Consider the following 16,967-nt stretch of genomic DNA (forward strand, 5'->3'; position numbering starts at 1 on the left):
GGTAAACGTCGACGGGCTGGAATCGACCTATTCCGTTGAAAAACTCTGTTTTTGGCGGCGTGTCGGGTGTGGCGAAGTCGCCGCAGAGTCGATTGTTTTGATCCGCGCTACAAAAAAGTGGACGCGCAACCGCCCCTGATCCTCAAAGGGCAGTTGCCATTTCCGGGTCGGTGCCTGTTGGCATCAACCACGCCGCCATTCTTCGTAAATTCTGCGCAGTCGCAGCCAATAGGAACTCATCTCGAGCGCCCTTCAGGCCGCGAAGTCGAAGCCGATCCAGCTTCAAGATGCGCTTCAAGTGCGCGAACAGCATCTCAACCTTCTTTCGATGCCGTCGAGATCGCGCGTATGCCTCCGTCTTCGCAATCTGACGCGCGACGTCACGCGCTGATTCGTTGAGTTGCCGTGCGATCTTTCGGATCGGCGTATTCGGGCAGCATCGCGTCTTTAGCGGGCAGCTCACACAGTCGCTGGCGCTCGCTCGATAGATGATGGTGTCGGCTTTGGTGACGCCGGATCGCGGCACCATGAACTTCCTTCGGTCGCTACGAAGAGCCTTATCGGCGGGGCAGCGATATTCGTTGTCTTCCGAACGCCACTCGAAATCGGAACGCGAGAACGTTCCATCAGAGCGCTCGGTCTTGTCCCATACCGGCACGTGCGGTTCGATCTGCTTTTCATCGACCATCCAGCCCAGCATCTCAGCGCTGCCGTAGGCGGTGTCGCCAATCAGCCGGGTCGGCGAAAGATCGAAGCGCTGTTCGACTCGGTTGACCATCGTCCTGGTCGCTTCTACCTCATCACTACGGTGCGCAGGTGTGGCCTCGACATCGACAATGACTCCCGCCTTCACATCGATCAGGTAATTGGTCGAGTACGCATAGAACGCTGGGCCACCTGGTGCTGCGGTCCACTGCGACGCAGGGTCGGTCGTCGAAACATTCTTGGGCGTCCGCGGCGGCATCTCAGCGTCGTCCAGCGCCTCGAGATACTCGCGCACCGGACGGGCAAGCGGCGACTCGCGGTCCCACGTGGCGTCGGCGCCAGGAACACCCTTCTGGCGGTTGGCATCTGCCTTGATGACGCTGGCGTCGATGGCGAAACCCTCGCCTCCGACCAAACCTTCGGTGAGGCAGCGCTCGAGTACCTTCTCGAACACGAAGCGCAGGGTGTCGTTGTCGCGGAATCGCCCGTGGCGATTCTTCGAGAACGTCGAGTGATCGGGGACCGAATCTTCCAAGCCGAGCCGGCAGAACCAGCGATAAGCGAGGTTCAAGTGAACTTCTTCACACAGCCGACGTTCCGAGCGAATCCCAAAGCAGTAGCCGACGATCAGCATCCGGATCAGCAAGGCCGGATCAACGGATGGCCGGCCGGTGTGGCTGTAGTGCGGAGCGAGATGCTGGTGGAGTTCGCTCAGGTCGAGAAACCGATCAATCCCGCGGAGCATGTGGCTCGCCGGGACGTGGTCCTCAAGGTTGAAGGCGTAGAAGAGAGGCGCTTGTCCGGCGTCCTGACGTCCCATCATCGCTGCGGAATCCGCTGGATCGATGGGATGTCAGTGGACCACCTTCAGATGATCGCTTCAACCGAGTTTTTCAACGGAATAGACCCAAAGCGGTCGTTCGCCTGAGGGGCCGACTCCAGACAGCAGCGCTACTCAAGATTGGTGGGGCATCGCCGTTGCGCCAGAAGCACTATGCAGTCTCACCTGCCATAGGATGGAGCTGAGACTGTGTCAGTCGCCTATACGGAGGCCGCGTGAGTGAAAGTCTATTGACGCCGGTCTGGAGCTCGGGGCCGGCCAGTGAGGTCTTCCGCGTTTTCCTCCGCCTTGGACTGACATCATTCGGAGGGCCAGTCGCTCACTTGGCTTACTTCAAGGAGGAATTCGTCGAACGTCGCCGCTGGCTTGACGAAGCGCAATTCGCCCAGCTGCTCGCGATTTGCCAGTTCCTCCCCGGCCCAGCGAGCAGCCAGATGGGGTTTGCCATCGGCTTGTTCCGGAGCGGGTGGGCAGGAGCGCTGTTGGCCTTTGTTGGCTTCACCTTGCCCTCGGCGGTATTGATGGTGGGATTCGCCGTTTTGGCGACGCATCTCGACAGCGACATGGGGCGATCCGCCATTCATGGACTTAAGCTTGTAGCCGTCGTCGTAGTGGCCCATGCCCTGTTCGGTATGGCGAGGCAGTGGGTTCCCGACCTTCGCCGAGCAATGATTGCCCTAGGCGCCCTCGCACTGATCACACTGTCCGGTCAAGCTTGGGGCCAGCTGGTCGCGATTGCGGTAGGAGCGGCGCTTGGTCTGTGGCTATGTCGGCGCGTCGACACGCCCGTGACCACCGTCTTTCCTGTCCGCTACGGACGACGTGGCGCATCTGTCTTCTTGGCGCTGTTCGGTATCGGCCTCGCCTCGGCCTTAGCCATGCCCGATGGCAACGATGCCACGGCTATCCAAGTTGCGGGGGCGTTCTATCAGGCGGGTGCACTCGTTTTCGGCGGCGGACACGTGGTGCTGCCGTTGCTGGAGCAGGGCCTTGTCGACGCCGGTTGGGTGGCTCAAGACCGCTTCGTTGCCGCCTACGGTGTGGCCCAAGCGGTGCCCGGCCCGATGTTTTCGCTCGCCGCCTTCCTGGGGGCAGATATCCCGACTGGCCTGCCCTTTTTGGCCGGGGCTGTTGTCGCGGTGATTTGCGTCTTTCTGCCAGGTTTTCTTCTGCTGCTAGCAGTTTTTCCAATCTGGACCAGCCTGATGCGCCATCCGACCGCGCCCCAAGCCATGGCCGGCATCAATGCAGCCGTCGTCGGACTGCTGCTCGCCGCCTTCCTCGATCCGATTTTGGTCCACGGTATCGCGACACCGGTAGACGGTGTGATTGCTGCCGTGGGTTTGGCGATGATGGGGCGGCGTCTATCGGCGATTTGGATCGTCATTGGGTGCTTCGGAGCATCCATAGGGGCTTCGCTGATTTGACGCGATAAAGCAAACCGAGCAGAACAACAAACGTCGGCTATTGGCCGTTCGCTGCCTTTGGTGAGTCACCTCGCCGCCACCCGCTCCGCCGCCCCCCTCACCTCCACCCGCTGCCCGGGCAGCAACCGCTCGCCGCCCCGCACCACCAGGCGATCGCCAGTGCGGACGCCGCCGATCACCTCGACGAGGCTGCCCTCGACGCTGCCGGTCTCGACGGCCAGGCGCTCGGTGGCGCCGTCCTCGCCGACGCGCACCACGTAGGTGCCGTCCTTGCGCAGCAGCAGGGCGTCGCGGGGCACGGCGACGACGTTGCGCGGTGCGTCGCTGGGCACGCCGACCTGCACCGCGGTGCCGACCACCCAGCCCTGTGCTTCGACCTGCGCGGGGCTCAGGGCGACGCGGAGTTCGAGCTGGCGCGAGGCCTCGTCGCCCACCGGCACCACGGTGGCCAGGGGCACGGCCTCGATGCGGTCGTCGTCGCGCAACGAAACGCGCTCGCCGGCACGCAGGTGGCCGGCCAGCGCGAGTGGCGCGCGGGTTCGAACTTCCAATGCGGCGGGATTGACCAGCCGCGCCACCGGCGCCCCCGTGCCGAGGAACTCGCCGAGCTGCACGGAGCGCTCCACGACCACGCCGGGGAAGGGCGCGCGCACCGTGGCTTGGCGCAACTGCAGGCGCGCCTGCTCCAGCGCGACCTGGGCGGCGGCCACGTCCTGCTCGCGCATGCGGCGTTCCGCACTCACCTGGTCGAGCTGCGCCCCGGCGATGCCGCCGTCGCGCACGAGGGCGGCGTAACGCGCTTCCTGCTTGCGCGAGAAGTCGAGCTGCGCGCGCAGGCGGGCGAGGTCGGCTTCGGCCTGGCGCTCGCGCAGGCGCAGCGGCGTCGGATCGAGCCGCGCCAGCACGTCGCCGGCGGCGAGGCGGCTGCCGACGTCGGCCACGAACTCGACGCGGCCGCCGATCTCGGCGGCGATGCGCGCGTCTTCGCGGCTGGCGACGCTGCCCGGCGACCAGTGCAGCGGCGCGAGCGCGATGTCGACGGCCGGTGCCACGTCGACAGGGGCCGGCGGTGGCGCGGGCGGGGTCGGCTCGGCAGCCGCGGTGGCGGCGTCGACGGGCGCGGCGCCGCCGAGCAGGGTGAAGGCGAGCGCGGTGCCACCGGCAGCGACGGCCGCGGCAAGGGCGAGGTGACGGAAGGCGGGCATGACGGTGCTCCGGAGGGGATCAGAGGGATTCGACGGGCGCGGGGGCGGCGAGCTCGGGCGTGGCGACGGGGCGACGGGCCGGCCAGGCGGCCTGCAGGCCAGCGCCGAGGCGCATCAGGGCCGGCACCAGCACGACGGTGAACACCAGGCTCAGGGCGACGCCGCCGACGGTCACTGCGGCGAGGCCGCGGTAGATCACCGCACCGGGGCCGGGGTTGATGGCCATCGGCAGGGCACCCACCACGCCGGTGAGCGCGGCGATCAGGATCGGGCGCAGGCGGCGGTCGAGCGATTGGGCGAGCGCGGCCTCGAGCGACAGGCCTTCGGCCTGGCCTTCGCGGGCCTGCGCGACCAGCAGGATCGCGTTGTTGATGACCATGCCCAACAGCATGATGAAGCCGATCATCGACAGCAGGTCGAGGGTCTGCGGGGTGAACAGTTGCACTGCGCGCAGGCCGAGCACGCCGCCGAACACGGCCATCGGCAGGGTGGCCATCACCACCGTGCTGTCGCGCAGCGACTTGAACAGCGCCGCCATCAGCAGGAAAAGCACGAGCAGGGCCATCGCGAAGTTGCCGACCATGGCCGAGACCACGTCACCCAGGCGATCCGCGCTGCCGGCCACCTGCACGCCGGCGTCGGACGGCAGGGCCTCGCGCAAAGCCGGCACCACCTCGTCGTTGACCACCTCCAGCGCCTCCTCGAGCGAGAGCGCCTGCGGCGGGTCGACGGTGAGCGTGACGGTGCGGCGGCGGTCGACGCGGCGCAGTTGGCTGGGTGCCATCGTGGTCTGCAATTGCGCGAGCTCGCCGAGGGTGAGCACGCCACCCTGCGGCGTGGCCAGCGGCGCCGAGGCGAAGCGCTCCGGTCCCGCACCACCGGCGCCCGACGCCCGCAGGATGATGGGCAGGCGGCGATCACCGTCGAAGTGCTCGCCCAGCCACATCCCTTCGCCGAGCATGCGCACCACGGCACCGAGGTCGGTGCGGCGCCAGCCGGCCTCGGCGAGGCGGCGGTCGTCGGCCAGCACGCGCAGTTCCGGCTCGGCGGCATCGGCGGTGGGCCAGGCCTGCACATTGGCGCCGGGGAAGCGCTCAGCCAGCAGGTGACGGCCCTGCTCGGCGGCGGCGTTCAGCGCGTCGCCATCGACATGCTGCAGGTGGATGGCGATGGCGCGCGGCGAGCCACCGAAGCCGCCGAACAGCTCGCCCTCCGAGACGAAGGCCCGCGTGTCGGCGAGGCCCACCACGACTTCGTCGCGAAGGATGCGTTCCAGCTCGCCGATCTGCGATTCATCGACGACGCGGGCGCCGATCGTGCCGCCGTTGGGCCACAGGTTGAGGTACCAGTTGCGCAGCTGCGGTTCTTTCTCGCCGTCCATGTACGGCTTCATGCGTTCGAGCAGGGTCGGCGCGAACTCAGCGTTGACGACGCCGGGGCTCATGCCGGGCGGAAAGTTGAACCACACGTCGACGGCGGCGCGCTTCACCGGCGGCAGGTAGTCGATGCGCGGCATCAGCAGGAAGGCGCCGAGCACCGGCGCCACCGCGAGGCCCAGCACCCAGGCCCACTGCCGGCGCGGCGTGGCGGTGGCGCGCATCGTCCACGCCGTCAGGCGCGCGTAGCCGCCGTCGGTGCCAACCGAGCCGGCCTTCAGCCAGCCACCGGCCGCGGCGGGCAGCACGGTGAGCGCCACCAGCAGGGAGATGCCGACCGCGATGGCGATGGTGAGGGCGAGGTCGGCGAAGAGCTGGCCCTCGACGTCCTGCATGAAGACGACCGGAAGGAACACCGCGACCGTGGTGAGCGTCGAGGCGAACAGCGCACCGCCGACCTGGCGTGTGCCCTGCAGGGCGGCCTGCAGGGGCGGGAGGCCTTCGCCGCGCAGGCGGACGATGTTCTCCGCCACCACCACGGCGGCGTCCATCACCATGCCGACGGCGAAGGCCAAACCCGCCAGCGAGATCACGTTGAGGCTGCGGCCCGTGAGCTGCAGCACGATGAAGGTGGCGAGCAGGGAAATGGGAATGGCGGTGGCGATCAGCACGGTCGCGCGCAGGTCGCGCAGGAACCACCACAGGCAACCGACCGCGAGCAGCACGCCGGCACCGAGGCTGCCCGAGAGCAGGCCGATGGCGCGGTTGATGAACAGCGAAGCGTCGAAGCTCTGCTCGATGCCGAGCCCCAGCGGCGCCAGCTCGCGCTCGCGCAGTTCGGCCACCACGCGCTTGACCTCGGTCAGGGTGCCGAGCACGTTGGCACCGCTCTCCCGCCGGATGCGCAGGCCGATCGCCGGGTTGCCGTTCTGGTAGCTGAAGAAGCGCTGCTCGGGGCGCTGCACGCGCACGTTGGCGACATCGGCGAGGCGCACCGGCCGACCCTCGCGCCACAGCACGATCTGCTCGCCGAGCGCCTGCGGCGAGAAGCGGCCGGCGAAGCGCAGGGTGTACTGGCGGCGGCCGGCGTCGAAGCTGCCGCCGGAGACGTCGGTGGCGCGGCCGGCGACCTCGGCGACCTGCGGCAGGGTGACGCCGTAGGCCGCGGCGCGATCGAGGTCGAGGTCGATGGCCAGTTCGTCGCCGTCGGCGCCGTTGATCTCGACGCCGGCCACGCCGGGCACCGCCGTGATGCGCGGCACGATGCGGTCCTCGATCAGCTGGCGGTAGTCGTTGATCTCGCCGGTCGTGCCCGGCAGCTTCTGCACGAAGAAGAAGGTCAGCGAGTCGTTGGCACGATCGGCACCGCGCTCGACGCGCGGCGGGTCGGCGTCGCGCGGCAGGGGCGGCAGGCGATTCAGCCGGGCCAGCACCTCGAGGAGCGCGGCGTCCATGTCGGCACCGACGGCGAAGGTGAGGTTGATCCAGGCGTTGCCGGCGTTGACGTTGGCCTCCATCTGCTCGAGGCCCGGCAGGCCCTCCAGCACCGACTCGACCGGCTCGACGATCTCGGCCTCCATCTCCTGCGGCGACGCGGCGCGCCAGCCCGTCTGCACCGTCAGGCTCGGCCGCTCGATGTCGGGGAACAACTGCACCGGCAGGTCGAAGAGCGCGATCAGCCCGAACAGGGCCACCAGCGCGACGACGACGGCGACCGCGGCGGGGTTCTTCAGCGAGGCTTCGGTGAGGGTCATCGTCGTGGCGCCCGTTGGAGTGGGCGCACTCTGCGCGCGGGCCTCGCGCGCCACCCCTGACCAAAGTCACGGGCCGCGCCGAAGCGTGGGCGGCGTGCGACGAAGTGTTACCTCAGCAACGGAAGTCGATCGCGATAGGAGCGCGAAAGCTTGATCTCGTGGCCGCAGTCGAGCGCGAGGAACTGCTCGCCGTTGAGGTGCGGGCGGATCGACGCGACCCTCGCGGCATTGACCAGGGTGGAGCGATGCACGCGCGGGAACTGCCGCGGGTCGAGCTGCGCCTCCAGCTCGCGCATCGTCGCGCGCAGCACGTAGGTCTCGCCGTCGGTGTGGATGCACATGTAGTCGCCGGCGGCGTCGATCCAGCGCACACTGGCCAGCTCGACGCGCACGGTGCGCTGGCCGTCGCGGATAGCGAGGCGATCGCCACTGCCGAGGCGCCGTTCGCCAGCGCCCTGCAGGGCTTCCTCGAGGGTCAGGGCCGGCTTGCCGCTGAGGTCGCCGAGCAGTTTCAGCAACTGCGCGCAGTGGCGGCCGGCCTCGCGGCGGTCGAGCTCTTCGCGGACGCGGAACAGGGCCTGGTGCAAGCGGCTGTCGTCGACGGGCTTGAGCAGGTAGTCCACCGCGCTCGCCTCGAAGGCCTGGATGGCGTAGTGGTCGTAGGCAGTGACGAAGACCGTGATCGGCATCTGCGGTGCCGGGATCGCCCGCAGGGTGCCGAAGCCGTCCAGGCCCGGCATCTGGACGTCGAGGAACATGAGGTCGGGCGCGTGTTCGGATACCGCCTTCATGGCCGAGGCGCCATCGCCGCATTGGCCGACGATGGTGATGTCCGGTTGGTCGGCCAGGCGCAGTTCGAGCCCGCGTCGTGCCAACGGTTCGTCGTCGACGATCAGGGTGCGGATGCTGCGGCTCATTCGCGTGGTGCCCCGCCCGCCTCGAAGGGGATCGACAGCGTCACCTGCACGCCGGAGGGCGTGCCGTTGCGCACCTCGACCGACTGCGCGTCGCCATAGAGCACGTGCAGGCGTTCACGCGTGTTCTTCAACCCGACGCCGCAGCCCTCGCCGTTCGCGTGCTGGAGGTCGGGACTGCCCGGACCGTTGTCGGCGACCTGCAGCACGAGGCGGTCGCCCTGCCGCGCGGCGCTGATCACGAGGCGGCCACCCTCGACCATGCGGGCGATCGCGTGCTTGATGGCGTTCTCGACCAGGGGCTGCAGCAGCAGGCTGGGCAGCAGGGCCGACCAGCACTCCGGCGCGATGCGGGTCTCCACCGTCAGGCGCTCGGCGAAGCGGATGCGCTCGATGCCGAGGTAGAGGTTCAGTGCGTCGAGCTCCTGCTTCAGCGTGACGCGCTGCATCGGGTCGCTGTCGAGGGAATGGCGCAGGAAGGCGCTCAGGCCCTGGACCATCTGGTTGGCCACGGCGTTGTTGCGGTCGAGCACCAGGGTCGAGATGGCGTTGAGCGTGTTGAACAGGAAGTGCGGGTTGAGCTGGTAGCGCAGCATCTTCAACTGCGTCTGGTGCGCCATCGCGGTGGCGGCGAGCATCTGCTGCGTCTGCGACTGCAGCTGCCGGTAGTACTTGAGCCCGGCGTACAGGCCGACCCAGCTCAGCAGCACGTACAGGTAGCTGGTGGAGTAGGCGACGTAGCCGAGCGTCGTGGTGGGCCGGCAATCGTCGCAGACATTCGCCAGCAGGTTCAGGTAGACGAGGCCGAGCACGACCGAGCCACCGACGACGCAGCCGCCGGCGATCGGGACGAACTGCCGCAACGGGCGGCCCCAGGCGCGACGCAACAGCGGGCGCAGGCCGAGCGTGACGAAGAAGCCGGTGACCGCGATGCCCACCGGCACGGGCCAGTAGCCGAGGCCCTTGCCGTGCGCCAGCGACGACAGGTAGCTGATGCTGCCGTAGGCCATCCAGCCGCCGACCTGCAGCCACCAGAACAGCCGGCGGTTGCGGGAATCTTCGAGGATCGAGGACACGAGCGGATCCGGCAGGGGCTGGCCGCCATCCTAAAGCAAGGTTCCCTCGGGGCCGAACGGCTCGGCGCGGCGCATGCACGCTTCGTCGCGGCCGGGCTCAGGGCGCGGGACGTTGGAACGTCCGCGCCGCGCCACGGATCGGGTCGACGAAGGCCACGCCGGTGGCGACCAGCCGCAGCGGCGCCTCGAAGTCCCCCGCCTCACGGAACCGCACCTCGGGGTACAGCGGGTCGTCGCGGATCGGCGCACCCAAGGCCGCCAGGTGCACCCGCAGCTGGTGCTTCTTCCCCGTGACCGGTTGCAGGGCATAGCGCCACCACCGCTCGCCGCGCTCGATCACGTCGATGCGCGTCTCGCTGTTCGGTTCACCCTCGACCTCGCGCATGCGGAAGAAGGGCTCGCCAGGCACGATGCGGCTGCGGCAAACAAGCGGGAAGGCGAGCTGCGGCAGTGCAGGGGCCATGGCCTCGTAGCGCTTCTCGATGCGGCGTTCGCGGAACAGGGCCTGGTAGGCCGCGCGTGTTGCCGGATTCGTCGAGAACAGCACCAGCCCCGCGGTCTCCCGGTCGATACGGTGCAGGGGCGCGAGATCGGCGTTGCCGGTGCGGCGGATCAGCCGCCCGAGCAGGGTCTCGTGCACGTGCGGCCCGCTTGGCGTCACGGGCAGGAAGTGCGGCTTGTCGGCCACGAGCAAGTGCGCGTCCAGGTGCAGCACGCGCTCGTCGAAGGGAATGGGCGGCTCGTCCGCGACCTCGCGGTAGTAGTGGACCTCCTGCCCGACGCGATAGGCCGCGTCGGGCCCAAGCGCGTCCCCGTCGTCACCGAGCACGCGGCCGCGCGCCATCCGGTCCAGCCACACATCGCGCGACATGGCCGGAAAATGCGCGCACAGGCCGTCGATCAACGAACCCCACTGGCCCGGAGGCAATTGCAGGGTGCTGGCCGCGAGCCCGTCGATCGCGGGCGGGCGGCGACGCACGCTCATGGCCTCGCCGCCCGAGGGGCCACTCAGTAGCCCGCCGCCTGCCCGTCCTTGCGGCTCTCGCTCGCCCCCACCCAGCCGCCGTGCGGGTTCTTCATGATCGCCTGGTAGCCGCCGTAGGGGCCGTCGGCGAACTCGACGTGGTGGCCCTTGCGCATCAGGCCGCGGATCGTCTCGTACGGGAAGCCGCTTTCAAGCTGCACCACGCCGCCGTCGTTCATCGGCGTCACGGCGCCCACCGGCTCGTCGCTGCCGTCGTGGTGCAGGCGCGGCGCGTCGCCGGCCTCCTGGAGGTTCATGCCGAAGTCGACGAGGTTCATCACGATCTGCACGTGGCCCTGCGGCTGCATGGCGCCGCCCATCAGGCCGAAGCTCACCCAGGGCTGGCCGTCCTTGGTGATGAAGGCCGGGATGATGGTGTGGAACGGACGCTTGCCCGGTGCGTATTCGTTGGGGTGTCCGGGCTTGAGCGAGAACTGCTCGCCGCGGTTCTGCAGGATGAAGCCGAGGCCCGGCGGCGTCATGCCGCTGCCCATGCCGCGGTAGTTGCTCTGGATCAGCGAGACCATCATGCCGCTGCTGTCGGCGGTGGTCAGGTAGATGGTGTCGCCCTCGTCGAGCGAGGGCGGCGTGCCCGGCGCGACGACGGTTTGCGCGCGATCCGGATTGATGCGCTTGCGCTGCGCGTCGGCGTATTCGTCCGAGATCAACCCGGCCACCGGTGCCGGGTGGAAACTCGGGTCGGCGTAGTAGCGCGCGCGGTCGGCGAAGGCGAGCTTCTTGGCTTCGACCAGCAGGTGCAGGTGCTCGCTGCTGCCGAAGCCGATCTTGCTGAAGTCGTAGCCTTCGAGGATCTGCAGCATCTGCAGCGCGGCGATGCCCTGCCCGTTCGGCGGCAGTTCCCACACGTCGACGCCGCGGTAGTTGACGCTGACCGGCTCGACCCATTCGCCCTTGTGGGCCGCGAAGTCGGCGGCGGCGAGGAAGCCGCCGTTGGCCTTGAAGTAGGCCTCGACGATCCTCGGAACCTCGCCCTCGTAGAAGCCGGCACGGCCGTTCGTGGCGATGCGCTCGAGCGTGCGGGCGAGGTTCTCGTTCTTCCACATCTCGCCGGTTCGCGGCGCCCGGCCGTCGATCGTGAACTGCTCGGTGAAGCCGGGGAACTGCGACAGGCGCGGGACGGAACGCTCCCAGTAGTAGGCGATGGTCTCGTGCACCGGATGGCCATTGCGCGCGTAGTCGATGGTCGGCTGCAGGAGGTCCGCCATCGGCAGCTTGCCGAAGCGGCCGTGCAGCGCGAACCAGCCGTCCACGGTGCCCGGCACCGTCACCGGCAGCGCGCCATGCGAGGGGATCAAGGCCATCTTCTGCTCGTCGAACCACTCGCGGGTCAGGCCCAGCGGCGAGCGGCCGGAGCCGTTGTAGCCGTGCAGCGTCCTGGTCTTCGGGTCCCAGACGATGGCGAAGAGATCGCCACCGATGCCGTTCCCCGTCGGCTCCATCAGGCCGATGGCGGCGTTCGCGGCGATGGCCGCATCGACGGCCGTGCCGCCCTTGCGCATCACGTCGAGCGCCACCTGCGTGGCCAGCGGATGCGAAGTGGCCGCCATGGCCTGCGGGGCGTAAACCTCGGAGCGCGTGGCGAACTCCCGACCGGTGATGCGGTCGGCGGCGCGTGCGTCGGGCATCGACGCGAGACCAGCGGTGAAGACGAGCACGGCAGCGGCGAGGGCAGCGCGCGGCGACAGCGGGGCCATGGGCGGGATCCTGGATGGGGAAGGCGCCGAATGTACTCCGCGCCGGCGCGACGGTGCGGTGGAGGCCACGAAACAACGCATCCGCCCGCCATCCCGCCGGCCGGGTACTGATAGGCTTGGGTGGTGTCAGGGAGTGCCCGAGCCATGATGACCGCCCAGCAACGCCCCGCGCCGCCGGATTTCACGGCCCTCGGCTGCCGCCAGTGCCGCGACGCATCAACGCTGGGCTTCCCGCTGTCGATGGCGTTCCAGCCGATCGTCGACGTCGATGCACGCGGGGTCTTCGCCTACGAGGCCCTGGTGCGCGGCCCGGCCGGCGAGCCGGCGGCGACCATCTTCGCCAACGTCAATGACGGCAACCGCTACCGCTTCGACCAGACCTGCCGCTGCACGGCCATCGAGTTGGCGGCCCGCCTCGCCATGCCGACGGCGCTCAGCATCAACTTCCTGCCGAACGCGGTGTATCGGCCGGAGCTGTGCATCCGCACTACGCTGGAGGCCGCGGAGACCTTCGGTTTCCCGATCGAACGGATCATCTTCGAGATCACCGAGGGCGAGAAGGTCGACGACCAGAAGCACCTCCGCAACATCGTCGAGTACTACCGCAGCCGGGGCTTCCGCACCGCGATCGACGATTTCGGCGCCGGCTATTCCGGCCTGAACCTGCTGGCCGAGATCGGCGCCGACATCATCAAGCTCGACCTCGCCCTGGTGCGCGACATCCACGAGCACCCGGCCAAGCGCGCCATCGTCCGTGGCATCTGCCAGGTCGCCAGTGACCTCGGCACCACCGTGATCGCCGAGGGCGTCGAGCAACGCGACGAGCTCGCCGTCCTGCGCGACTTCGGCATCCGCCTCTTCCAAGGCTATCTGTTCGCCCGGCCCGCTTTCGAAACCATGCCGGACGTCGACGACGCGCTGGTGGCGCTGCTCGGCTGAGCATCGCGCGCCGTCAATGGCGCAGGCTAACCCGTGAGCCCGGCATGAGCCGGCGGCCATGGGCCTACCGCAGTGCCGCGACGATGAACGCCAGCGCAGGAAACAGGGCGGCGCCGATGCCGAGCCCGAGGACGACCGGCGTCAGCCAGAGCGGACCGGGAAGATGGCGAGCCAACCAGGCCGGGACCAGCGAAAAAACAGCGGCAACGGCGAAGCCGTACAGCCAACGGCACGGGCTCGACCCGCCGACGGGGCCGCCGAGCGCCTGCGAGAGAACGACGAGCGCCGCAACAACGGCGTATCCGTAGGCCACCAGGAAACGTGTCCGCCGCTCGCCTTGGCCGATCATCGTGCCTCCGTGCCCGAGGTCCGGGCGATGGCATTACGGGAAGGATGGAGCAAGGGGCCGCCGCCTAACGCGCCGACGGGGTCACCTGGCCGTCGTTGTAGCCCTCGGTGAACCCCTCGCTGAACCCCGTGACGAAGTCCGGAAGAGCGAAGGCAAGCACGATGAGGACGGTGCCGATCAGCATCCGGTTGCGATGTGTCTTCCGGTAGCCGACCACGAAGAGGGCGATACCGAAGACCATCAACGCGATTTGCAACACTGCCATGAACTCTCCTGGTGCCAAGGGCCGCGGGGGTGAATCAACAGAGCGGGGCCGTCGTGAGGCAACGGGCAGCGTGGCAAGCCTAGATCGCCGCGCCCAGCGCCCGGATGGGCAGGTACCCGCCGATCACGACAAGGACCGGCGCGGCGATGCCGATCAGCAGGCCAAGCAACAGCGAATACAGCCCCCGCTGCGTCTTGTTGGGCCAGAGGAAGGCCACGAGGAGGATGACCGCGGGGAAGACCAACAGGCTGGCCGGGTGGTCCAAGAGCACCTTGGTCAGCCAAGGCAGCTCCGCGCCAAAGGCTTGGAAGGTCTGGCGGAACTGTGGCATGACGACCGCGGCCAACACGGCGGGCGCGCAAGAAAGAACGAAACCCAGTCCTACAAACAGCGTGTCGAGTCGTGTCATCCGTGAGCCCCTGGCGCGTGAGCGAGAAACAGCACCGATCGCAGCGCCGGATTGGCGCGCGTGGGTGCAGCGCCGGAGGAATGTGCCGCAGTGCGCTGCGCCCCACAAGGCGTGTTTGAGAATGTTTGTATGTCGTTGCGGGCAGCGTTGGCCGTCTCGACACGCACGGCAGCCCCGGCGGGCTCCGAGCCGGACGCCCCGCTCCACCCCACCATAAGGGCTTCTGCGAGGTCGAACCTCACTGGAGGTTCTCACGATCATGCACCCGCCACCACCAGAGGCGAAAGCGTCGGACCGGGCTCTTGGCATCGAACACCGGCCGCCAACGATCGAGCACGTCCGTTCTCTTGCCCGCATGATCTTGAAGGGCGAGCGGCTGGACGGGGGGCGTCACGCGATGAAAGAGCACCATCACCGGGCCAAAGACCGGCACGAACGCGACGACGGTCAGCGAGAGCTTGATGAACCAGGGCTCGCCAGAGCGCCACAGCCCGGCAACCAGCCAAACGGCGATCGCGGTGGAGCCAATGGCGACGATGACAAGCATCGGATCGCGCGTCATGAGCGGCCCCACGAAGCTCCGAAGCTGGGCCGGCGCGGCCGCATCGGTCGTGAAGCGACCGAGGGGCTACGAGGCTGCGGCACGCGGGCCAGCATCACGGATTGACGCCGTTAGCCAGTAGATCGGCCCGATGACCGGAAACATGAAGAAAAGACCGGCGACCCACGCCGCTCTCTCGCGGTCACGAAGGGACGGGTTGCGGACGGCATGAACGATCAGCCCAGCCAGCGAAGCGAACGACGCGGTGACGATCAAGGTCGTCACCGCGAGGAAATGCATCCAGCTGATCTCGCCGGACTGGACTCGCGGCACGACGCTCCCCACGAGATGGAACAGCCCAGCGCCCGGTACGAGCGTGAGCACGCCGAAAACGATCCTGCCAAGAACACCCATCCTTGCGCCTCCTGACGACTGGACCCAGCGGCATCCTCAATCGCGACGCGATCGATGGGACCGCGTGAGCAAACGGTTGGATGGAATGTGCCGGAGCGAGGAACAGCCCGCAAGGTGGATTTGACGTTTATTGTGTCGGCCCTTGCCTCGGGACAACACCGGCCACTCGGCGCACCCCGGCGTGGCGGCGTGGCGGCGTGGCGCGTCCGATGGACGGCGGTCCAACCGCAAACGGGGATGCCTCTCCCATCGGACGGCACTAACGCATCACCAGGTCGCCGCTTTCGATCAGCGCCAGGGTATCGATCACATTCCGGAGCCGCTCGATCTCATGGGGTTCCGGCTTGTGGACCCTCGCGAACGCCTCCTTCTCATGGACGGTACGGCCATCGCGCGTGTAGTAAACCGGAAGACTCATGAGCCGTCTCGCCTCCATCAGCCAACGCCTGGCGTCCGCGACGCGTCCGGCCCTGAGGAGGAGATAGCCATAGATGGCGGAGCGGAAATCGGCGCCGTAAACGATCGAATGGGCCCCGATCCTCTCCTCGTCGATGGGGTTGCGCACATAGTATTCGTCCGCAATCCGGGCCCAGGAACCCAGGTTGGCGAACCATGGAATCGCCATGCTCCGGAGCTGCACGAGCACCCGCTCGGCGCTTGCTTGCATCTCCGCCTTGCTTCTCGCGTCGAACCCGCCCGTGTCGTCGATATTCCGCAGGCGCTCGGCGATAAGCAGACCACAATCCTTGATGTCCTTGACCTCCGCCACGGGGCACGGCTGCGGCACCAGGATCCCGAAATTCACGTAGAAGGTTTCACTCCCATACTGTGACGCCTGCAGGGCGAAGACCTCATACCACCCGCCCCTGTCCTTTGCGTAGAGGACACCTGACATTTGCTGGAAGTCCAGGGCCTCCGCAACATGCCGGAAGCGCGACTTCGCAGCCGACGCAAAACTGCTGTAGTCACGCTTGGGCGAATTGTCAGGCATCGCTCTTGATCCTGAAGAGCGGCAATAGATCGGCCAGCGCAACAAGTAGTGCGATCCCACCCGCGACAACCGCGAAACGCATGGCGCCAGAAAGGGCGAAATAGTCGGCAACGACGATTCCCGCAACGAGTGCCACACCAAGCGCGAACGCACGGTACCAATTGACCTGCTTGCTCAACAGGCGTTGCACCAAGGCCGACGCGAGCGCAGCGGCAGCAATGACGCCAACAGCACCAAGTAGCGAACCTCCGACAATCTCCACGTTGCGACCTCCGGATTCCTTGCGCTTGAGGGGGTGGTGAGGTCCTCCACCATCGCTGGAGCGCACGCCGATGGTCGAGGACCACAACAGGAAACACAGCACGCGGGCTCCGCACGGACGCGGGCCGACAACCCACAAGAGAGCCCGCGACCACTCCGGTCGGTCCACTTGAACGCATCGCTCGGTCACACCGCCGGAACACCGCGCAACTCAGCAATGGAAAACTTCACACCATGCCGTGCCGCGAGCATGAGCTGGAGATACGGTAGCGCATAGGCATCGACCGCAGAAAGCATCTCCGCCAGGACCGTCTCAGGCGGATCGGCTCCCAGGCGATGCGATACGTCGTTGGCGTAAAGCTTCTGCACCGCTATCCGCATTTCGACGTTGTCGAAATCCTTCGGATTGTCGAGCGTCTGGATGTAACGAAGGCGTCCGCTTTGCGGGTCGTCCCGCGGATTCTCCCTTCTCGCCTTCCACTCCCGGTAGTGATCAATCGACGGACACCAGCCCACGCCCTGACCAAACCAGCAACGATCAGGGCGGCACCCAAAAGCGACAAAGACGAGGCAGCAGCCCTCGAAGCTGCGTCCAACAGCCACTTCATGGTGGCGCTTGTGCTCGTAGGACCTCTGTAACGACCCAGCGAATTCGTGCTCAGGTGTTACTTTCCTGAGGAGAGACCGATGAGTGTCGTGATGGACGAAGAGATCAAGCGTTGGACGGCCCGGCGGAAGTCGGCCTTGGTGCTGGAGATCAT

At 67.6% G+C, this 16,967-nt stretch carries 17 protein-coding genes and 1 pseudogene; 3 read left to right on the forward strand and 15 right to left on the reverse strand.

Annotation, left to right across the window (positions count from 1 at the left end; all coding sequences use genetic code 11):
* Nucleotides 1-142: 142 nt before the first annotated feature.
* Nucleotides 143-1,528, reverse strand: a complete 1,386-nt coding sequence (locus ACYVAK_RS04975) for a transposase (RefSeq protein ID WP_461058556.1) — start codon at nucleotides 1,526-1,528, stop codon at nucleotides 143-145.
* A gap of 233 nt (nucleotides 1,529-1,761) precedes the next feature.
* On the opposite strand from ACYVAK_RS04975, the gene chrA reads away from it, so the two are divergent.
* Nucleotides 1,762-2,973, forward strand: coding sequence for a chromate efflux transporter (gene chrA, locus ACYVAK_RS04980; RefSeq protein WP_461058558.1), 1,212 nt, complete (start codon nucleotides 1,762-1,764; stop codon nucleotides 2,971-2,973).
* Between the two features lie 65 nt (nucleotides 2,974-3,038).
* On the opposite strand, the gene ACYVAK_RS04985 is transcribed toward chrA, so the two are convergent.
* The 6 genes from ACYVAK_RS04985 to ggt form a co-directional block, all read right to left on the reverse strand.
* Nucleotides 3,039-4,178, reverse strand: coding sequence for an efflux RND transporter periplasmic adaptor subunit (locus ACYVAK_RS04985; RefSeq protein ID WP_461058560.1), 1,140 nt, complete (start codon nucleotides 4,176-4,178; stop codon nucleotides 3,039-3,041).
* Between the two features lie 19 nt (nucleotides 4,179-4,197).
* Nucleotides 4,198-7,308 carry an efflux RND transporter permease subunit gene (locus ACYVAK_RS04990; RefSeq protein ID WP_461058562.1) on the reverse strand — a complete coding sequence of 1,037 codons (3,111 nt, stop codon included), beginning with the start codon at nucleotides 7,306-7,308 and terminating at the stop codon, nucleotides 4,198-4,200.
* Nucleotides 7,309-7,415: 107 nt separating this feature from the next.
* A complete protein-coding gene (locus ACYVAK_RS04995) occupies nucleotides 7,416-8,225 on the reverse strand; it encodes a LytR/AlgR family response regulator transcription factor (protein ID WP_461058564.1) in 810 nt (269 codons plus the stop codon).
* Nucleotides 8,222-9,298 (reverse strand): sensor histidine kinase, encoded by a 1,077-nt coding sequence (locus tag ACYVAK_RS05000; RefSeq protein WP_461058565.1) that lies wholly within the window; start codon nucleotides 9,296-9,298, stop codon nucleotides 8,222-8,224. Before ACYVAK_RS05000 ends, ACYVAK_RS04995 begins: the two co-directional genes overlap by 4 nt.
* 97 nt (nucleotides 9,299-9,395) lie before the next feature.
* Nucleotides 9,396-10,283, reverse strand: coding sequence for a pseudouridine synthase (locus tag ACYVAK_RS05005; protein WP_461058567.1), 888 nt, complete (start codon nucleotides 10,281-10,283; stop codon nucleotides 9,396-9,398).
* Between the two features lie 23 nt (nucleotides 10,284-10,306).
* Entirely contained in the window at nucleotides 10,307-12,037 is a 1,731-nt protein-coding gene (ggt, locus tag ACYVAK_RS05010) for a gamma-glutamyltransferase (protein WP_461058569.1), read from the reverse strand.
* A gap of 144 nt (nucleotides 12,038-12,181) precedes the next feature.
* Here ggt and ACYVAK_RS05015 point away from each other — a divergent pair, with 144 nt between their 5' ends.
* Complete coding sequence (locus tag ACYVAK_RS05015) at nucleotides 12,182-12,976, forward strand: EAL domain-containing protein (protein WP_461058571.1); 795 nt, start codon at nucleotides 12,182-12,184, stop codon at nucleotides 12,974-12,976.
* Between the two features lie 64 nt (nucleotides 12,977-13,040).
* Here the strand turns inward: ACYVAK_RS05015 and ACYVAK_RS05020 are convergent, their stop codons facing one another.
* The 8 genes from ACYVAK_RS05020 to ACYVAK_RS05055 all read right to left on the reverse strand — a co-directional run bounded on the left by ACYVAK_RS05020 (nucleotide 13,041) and on the right by ACYVAK_RS05055 (nucleotide 16,722).
* Entirely contained in the window at nucleotides 13,041-13,325 is a 285-nt protein-coding gene (locus ACYVAK_RS05020; RefSeq protein ID WP_461058573.1) for a hypothetical protein, read from the reverse strand.
* Between the two features lie 64 nt (nucleotides 13,326-13,389).
* On the reverse strand, nucleotides 13,390-13,590 hold the full coding sequence (locus ACYVAK_RS05025) for a hypothetical protein (RefSeq protein WP_461058575.1): 201 nt from the start codon (nucleotides 13,588-13,590) through the stop codon (nucleotides 13,390-13,392).
* A 79-nt stretch (nucleotides 13,591-13,669) separates the two neighbouring features.
* Nucleotides 13,670-13,999 (reverse strand): hypothetical protein, encoded by a 330-nt coding sequence (locus ACYVAK_RS05030; RefSeq protein ID WP_461058577.1) that lies wholly within the window; start codon nucleotides 13,997-13,999, stop codon nucleotides 13,670-13,672.
* 238 nt (nucleotides 14,000-14,237) lie between these two features.
* The gene (locus ACYVAK_RS05035; RefSeq protein WP_461058579.1) at nucleotides 14,238-14,561 is read right to left on the reverse strand and encodes a hypothetical protein; all 324 of its coding nucleotides are present in this window, start codon (nucleotides 14,559-14,561) and stop codon (nucleotides 14,238-14,240) included.
* Between the two features lie 66 nt (nucleotides 14,562-14,627).
* Nucleotides 14,628-14,954, reverse strand: coding sequence for a hypothetical protein (locus ACYVAK_RS05040; protein WP_461058580.1), 327 nt, complete (start codon nucleotides 14,952-14,954; stop codon nucleotides 14,628-14,630).
* 259 nt (nucleotides 14,955-15,213) lie between these two features.
* Nucleotides 15,214-15,945, reverse strand: coding sequence for a DUF4304 domain-containing protein (locus ACYVAK_RS05045; RefSeq protein ID WP_461058582.1), 732 nt, complete (start codon nucleotides 15,943-15,945; stop codon nucleotides 15,214-15,216).
* Nucleotides 15,938-16,309 carry a hypothetical protein gene (locus tag ACYVAK_RS05050; RefSeq protein WP_461058584.1) on the reverse strand — a complete coding sequence of 124 codons (372 nt, stop codon included), beginning with the start codon at nucleotides 16,307-16,309 and terminating at the stop codon, nucleotides 15,938-15,940. Before ACYVAK_RS05050 ends, ACYVAK_RS05045 begins: the two co-directional genes overlap by 8 nt.
* 83 nt (nucleotides 16,310-16,392) lie before the next feature.
* The gene (locus ACYVAK_RS05055) at nucleotides 16,393-16,722 is read right to left on the reverse strand and encodes a hypothetical protein (protein ID WP_461058586.1); all 330 of its coding nucleotides are present in this window, start codon (nucleotides 16,720-16,722) and stop codon (nucleotides 16,393-16,395) included.
* Nucleotides 16,723-16,893: 171 nt separating this feature from the next.
* Here ACYVAK_RS05055 and ACYVAK_RS05060 point away from each other — a divergent pair.
* Nucleotides 16,894-16,967 (forward strand): annotated as a pseudogene (locus ACYVAK_RS05060) (DUF1153 domain-containing protein); the annotation flags it as partial.

This window comes from Silanimonas algicola, assembly GCF_054777375.1.

Bases quoted from the DNA above. Each gene is read 5' to 3' on its own strand.
- ACYVAK_RS04985 (WP_461058560.1), bottom strand. From the start codon at position 4,178: ATGCCCGCCTTCCGTCACCTCGCCCTTGCCGCGGCCGTCGCTGCCGGT.
- ACYVAK_RS05020 (WP_461058573.1), bottom strand. From the start codon at position 13,325: ATGATCGGCCAAGGCGAGCGGCGGACACGTTTCCTGGTGGCCTACGGA.
- ACYVAK_RS05040 (WP_461058580.1), bottom strand. From the start codon at position 14,954: ATGGGTGTTCTTGGCAGGATCGTTTTCGGCGTGCTCACGCTCGTACCG.
- ACYVAK_RS05005 (WP_461058567.1), bottom strand. From the start codon at position 10,283: ATGAGCGTGCGTCGCCGCCCGCCCGCGATCGACGGGCTCGCGGCCAGC.
- ggt (WP_461058569.1), bottom strand. From the start codon at position 12,037: ATGGCCCCGCTGTCGCCGCGCGCTGCCCTCGCCGCTGCCGTGCTCGTC.
- ACYVAK_RS04975 (WP_461058556.1), bottom strand. From the start codon at position 1,528: ATGATGGGACGTCAGGACGCCGGACAAGCGCCTCTCTTCTACGCCTTC.
- ACYVAK_RS05035 (WP_461058579.1), bottom strand. From the start codon at position 14,561: ATGACGCGCGATCCGATGCTTGTCATCGTCGCCATTGGCTCCACCGCG.
- ACYVAK_RS05015 (WP_461058571.1), top strand. From the start codon at position 12,182: ATGATGACCGCCCAGCAACGCCCCGCGCCGCCGGATTTCACGGCCCTC.
- ACYVAK_RS04995 (WP_461058564.1), bottom strand. From the start codon at position 8,225: ATGAGCCGCAGCATCCGCACCCTGATCGTCGACGACGAACCGTTGGCA.
- ACYVAK_RS05025 (WP_461058575.1), bottom strand. From the start codon at position 13,590: ATGGCAGTGTTGCAAATCGCGTTGATGGTCTTCGGTATCGCCCTCTTC.
- ACYVAK_RS05030 (WP_461058577.1), bottom strand. From the start codon at position 13,999: ATGACACGACTCGACACGCTGTTTGTAGGACTGGGTTTCGTTCTTTCT.
- ACYVAK_RS05045 (WP_461058582.1), bottom strand. From the start codon at position 15,945: ATGCCTGACAATTCGCCCAAGCGTGACTACAGCAGTTTTGCGTCGGCT.
- ACYVAK_RS04990 (WP_461058562.1), bottom strand. From the start codon at position 7,308: ATGACCCTCACCGAAGCCTCGCTGAAGAACCCCGCCGCGGTCGCCGTC.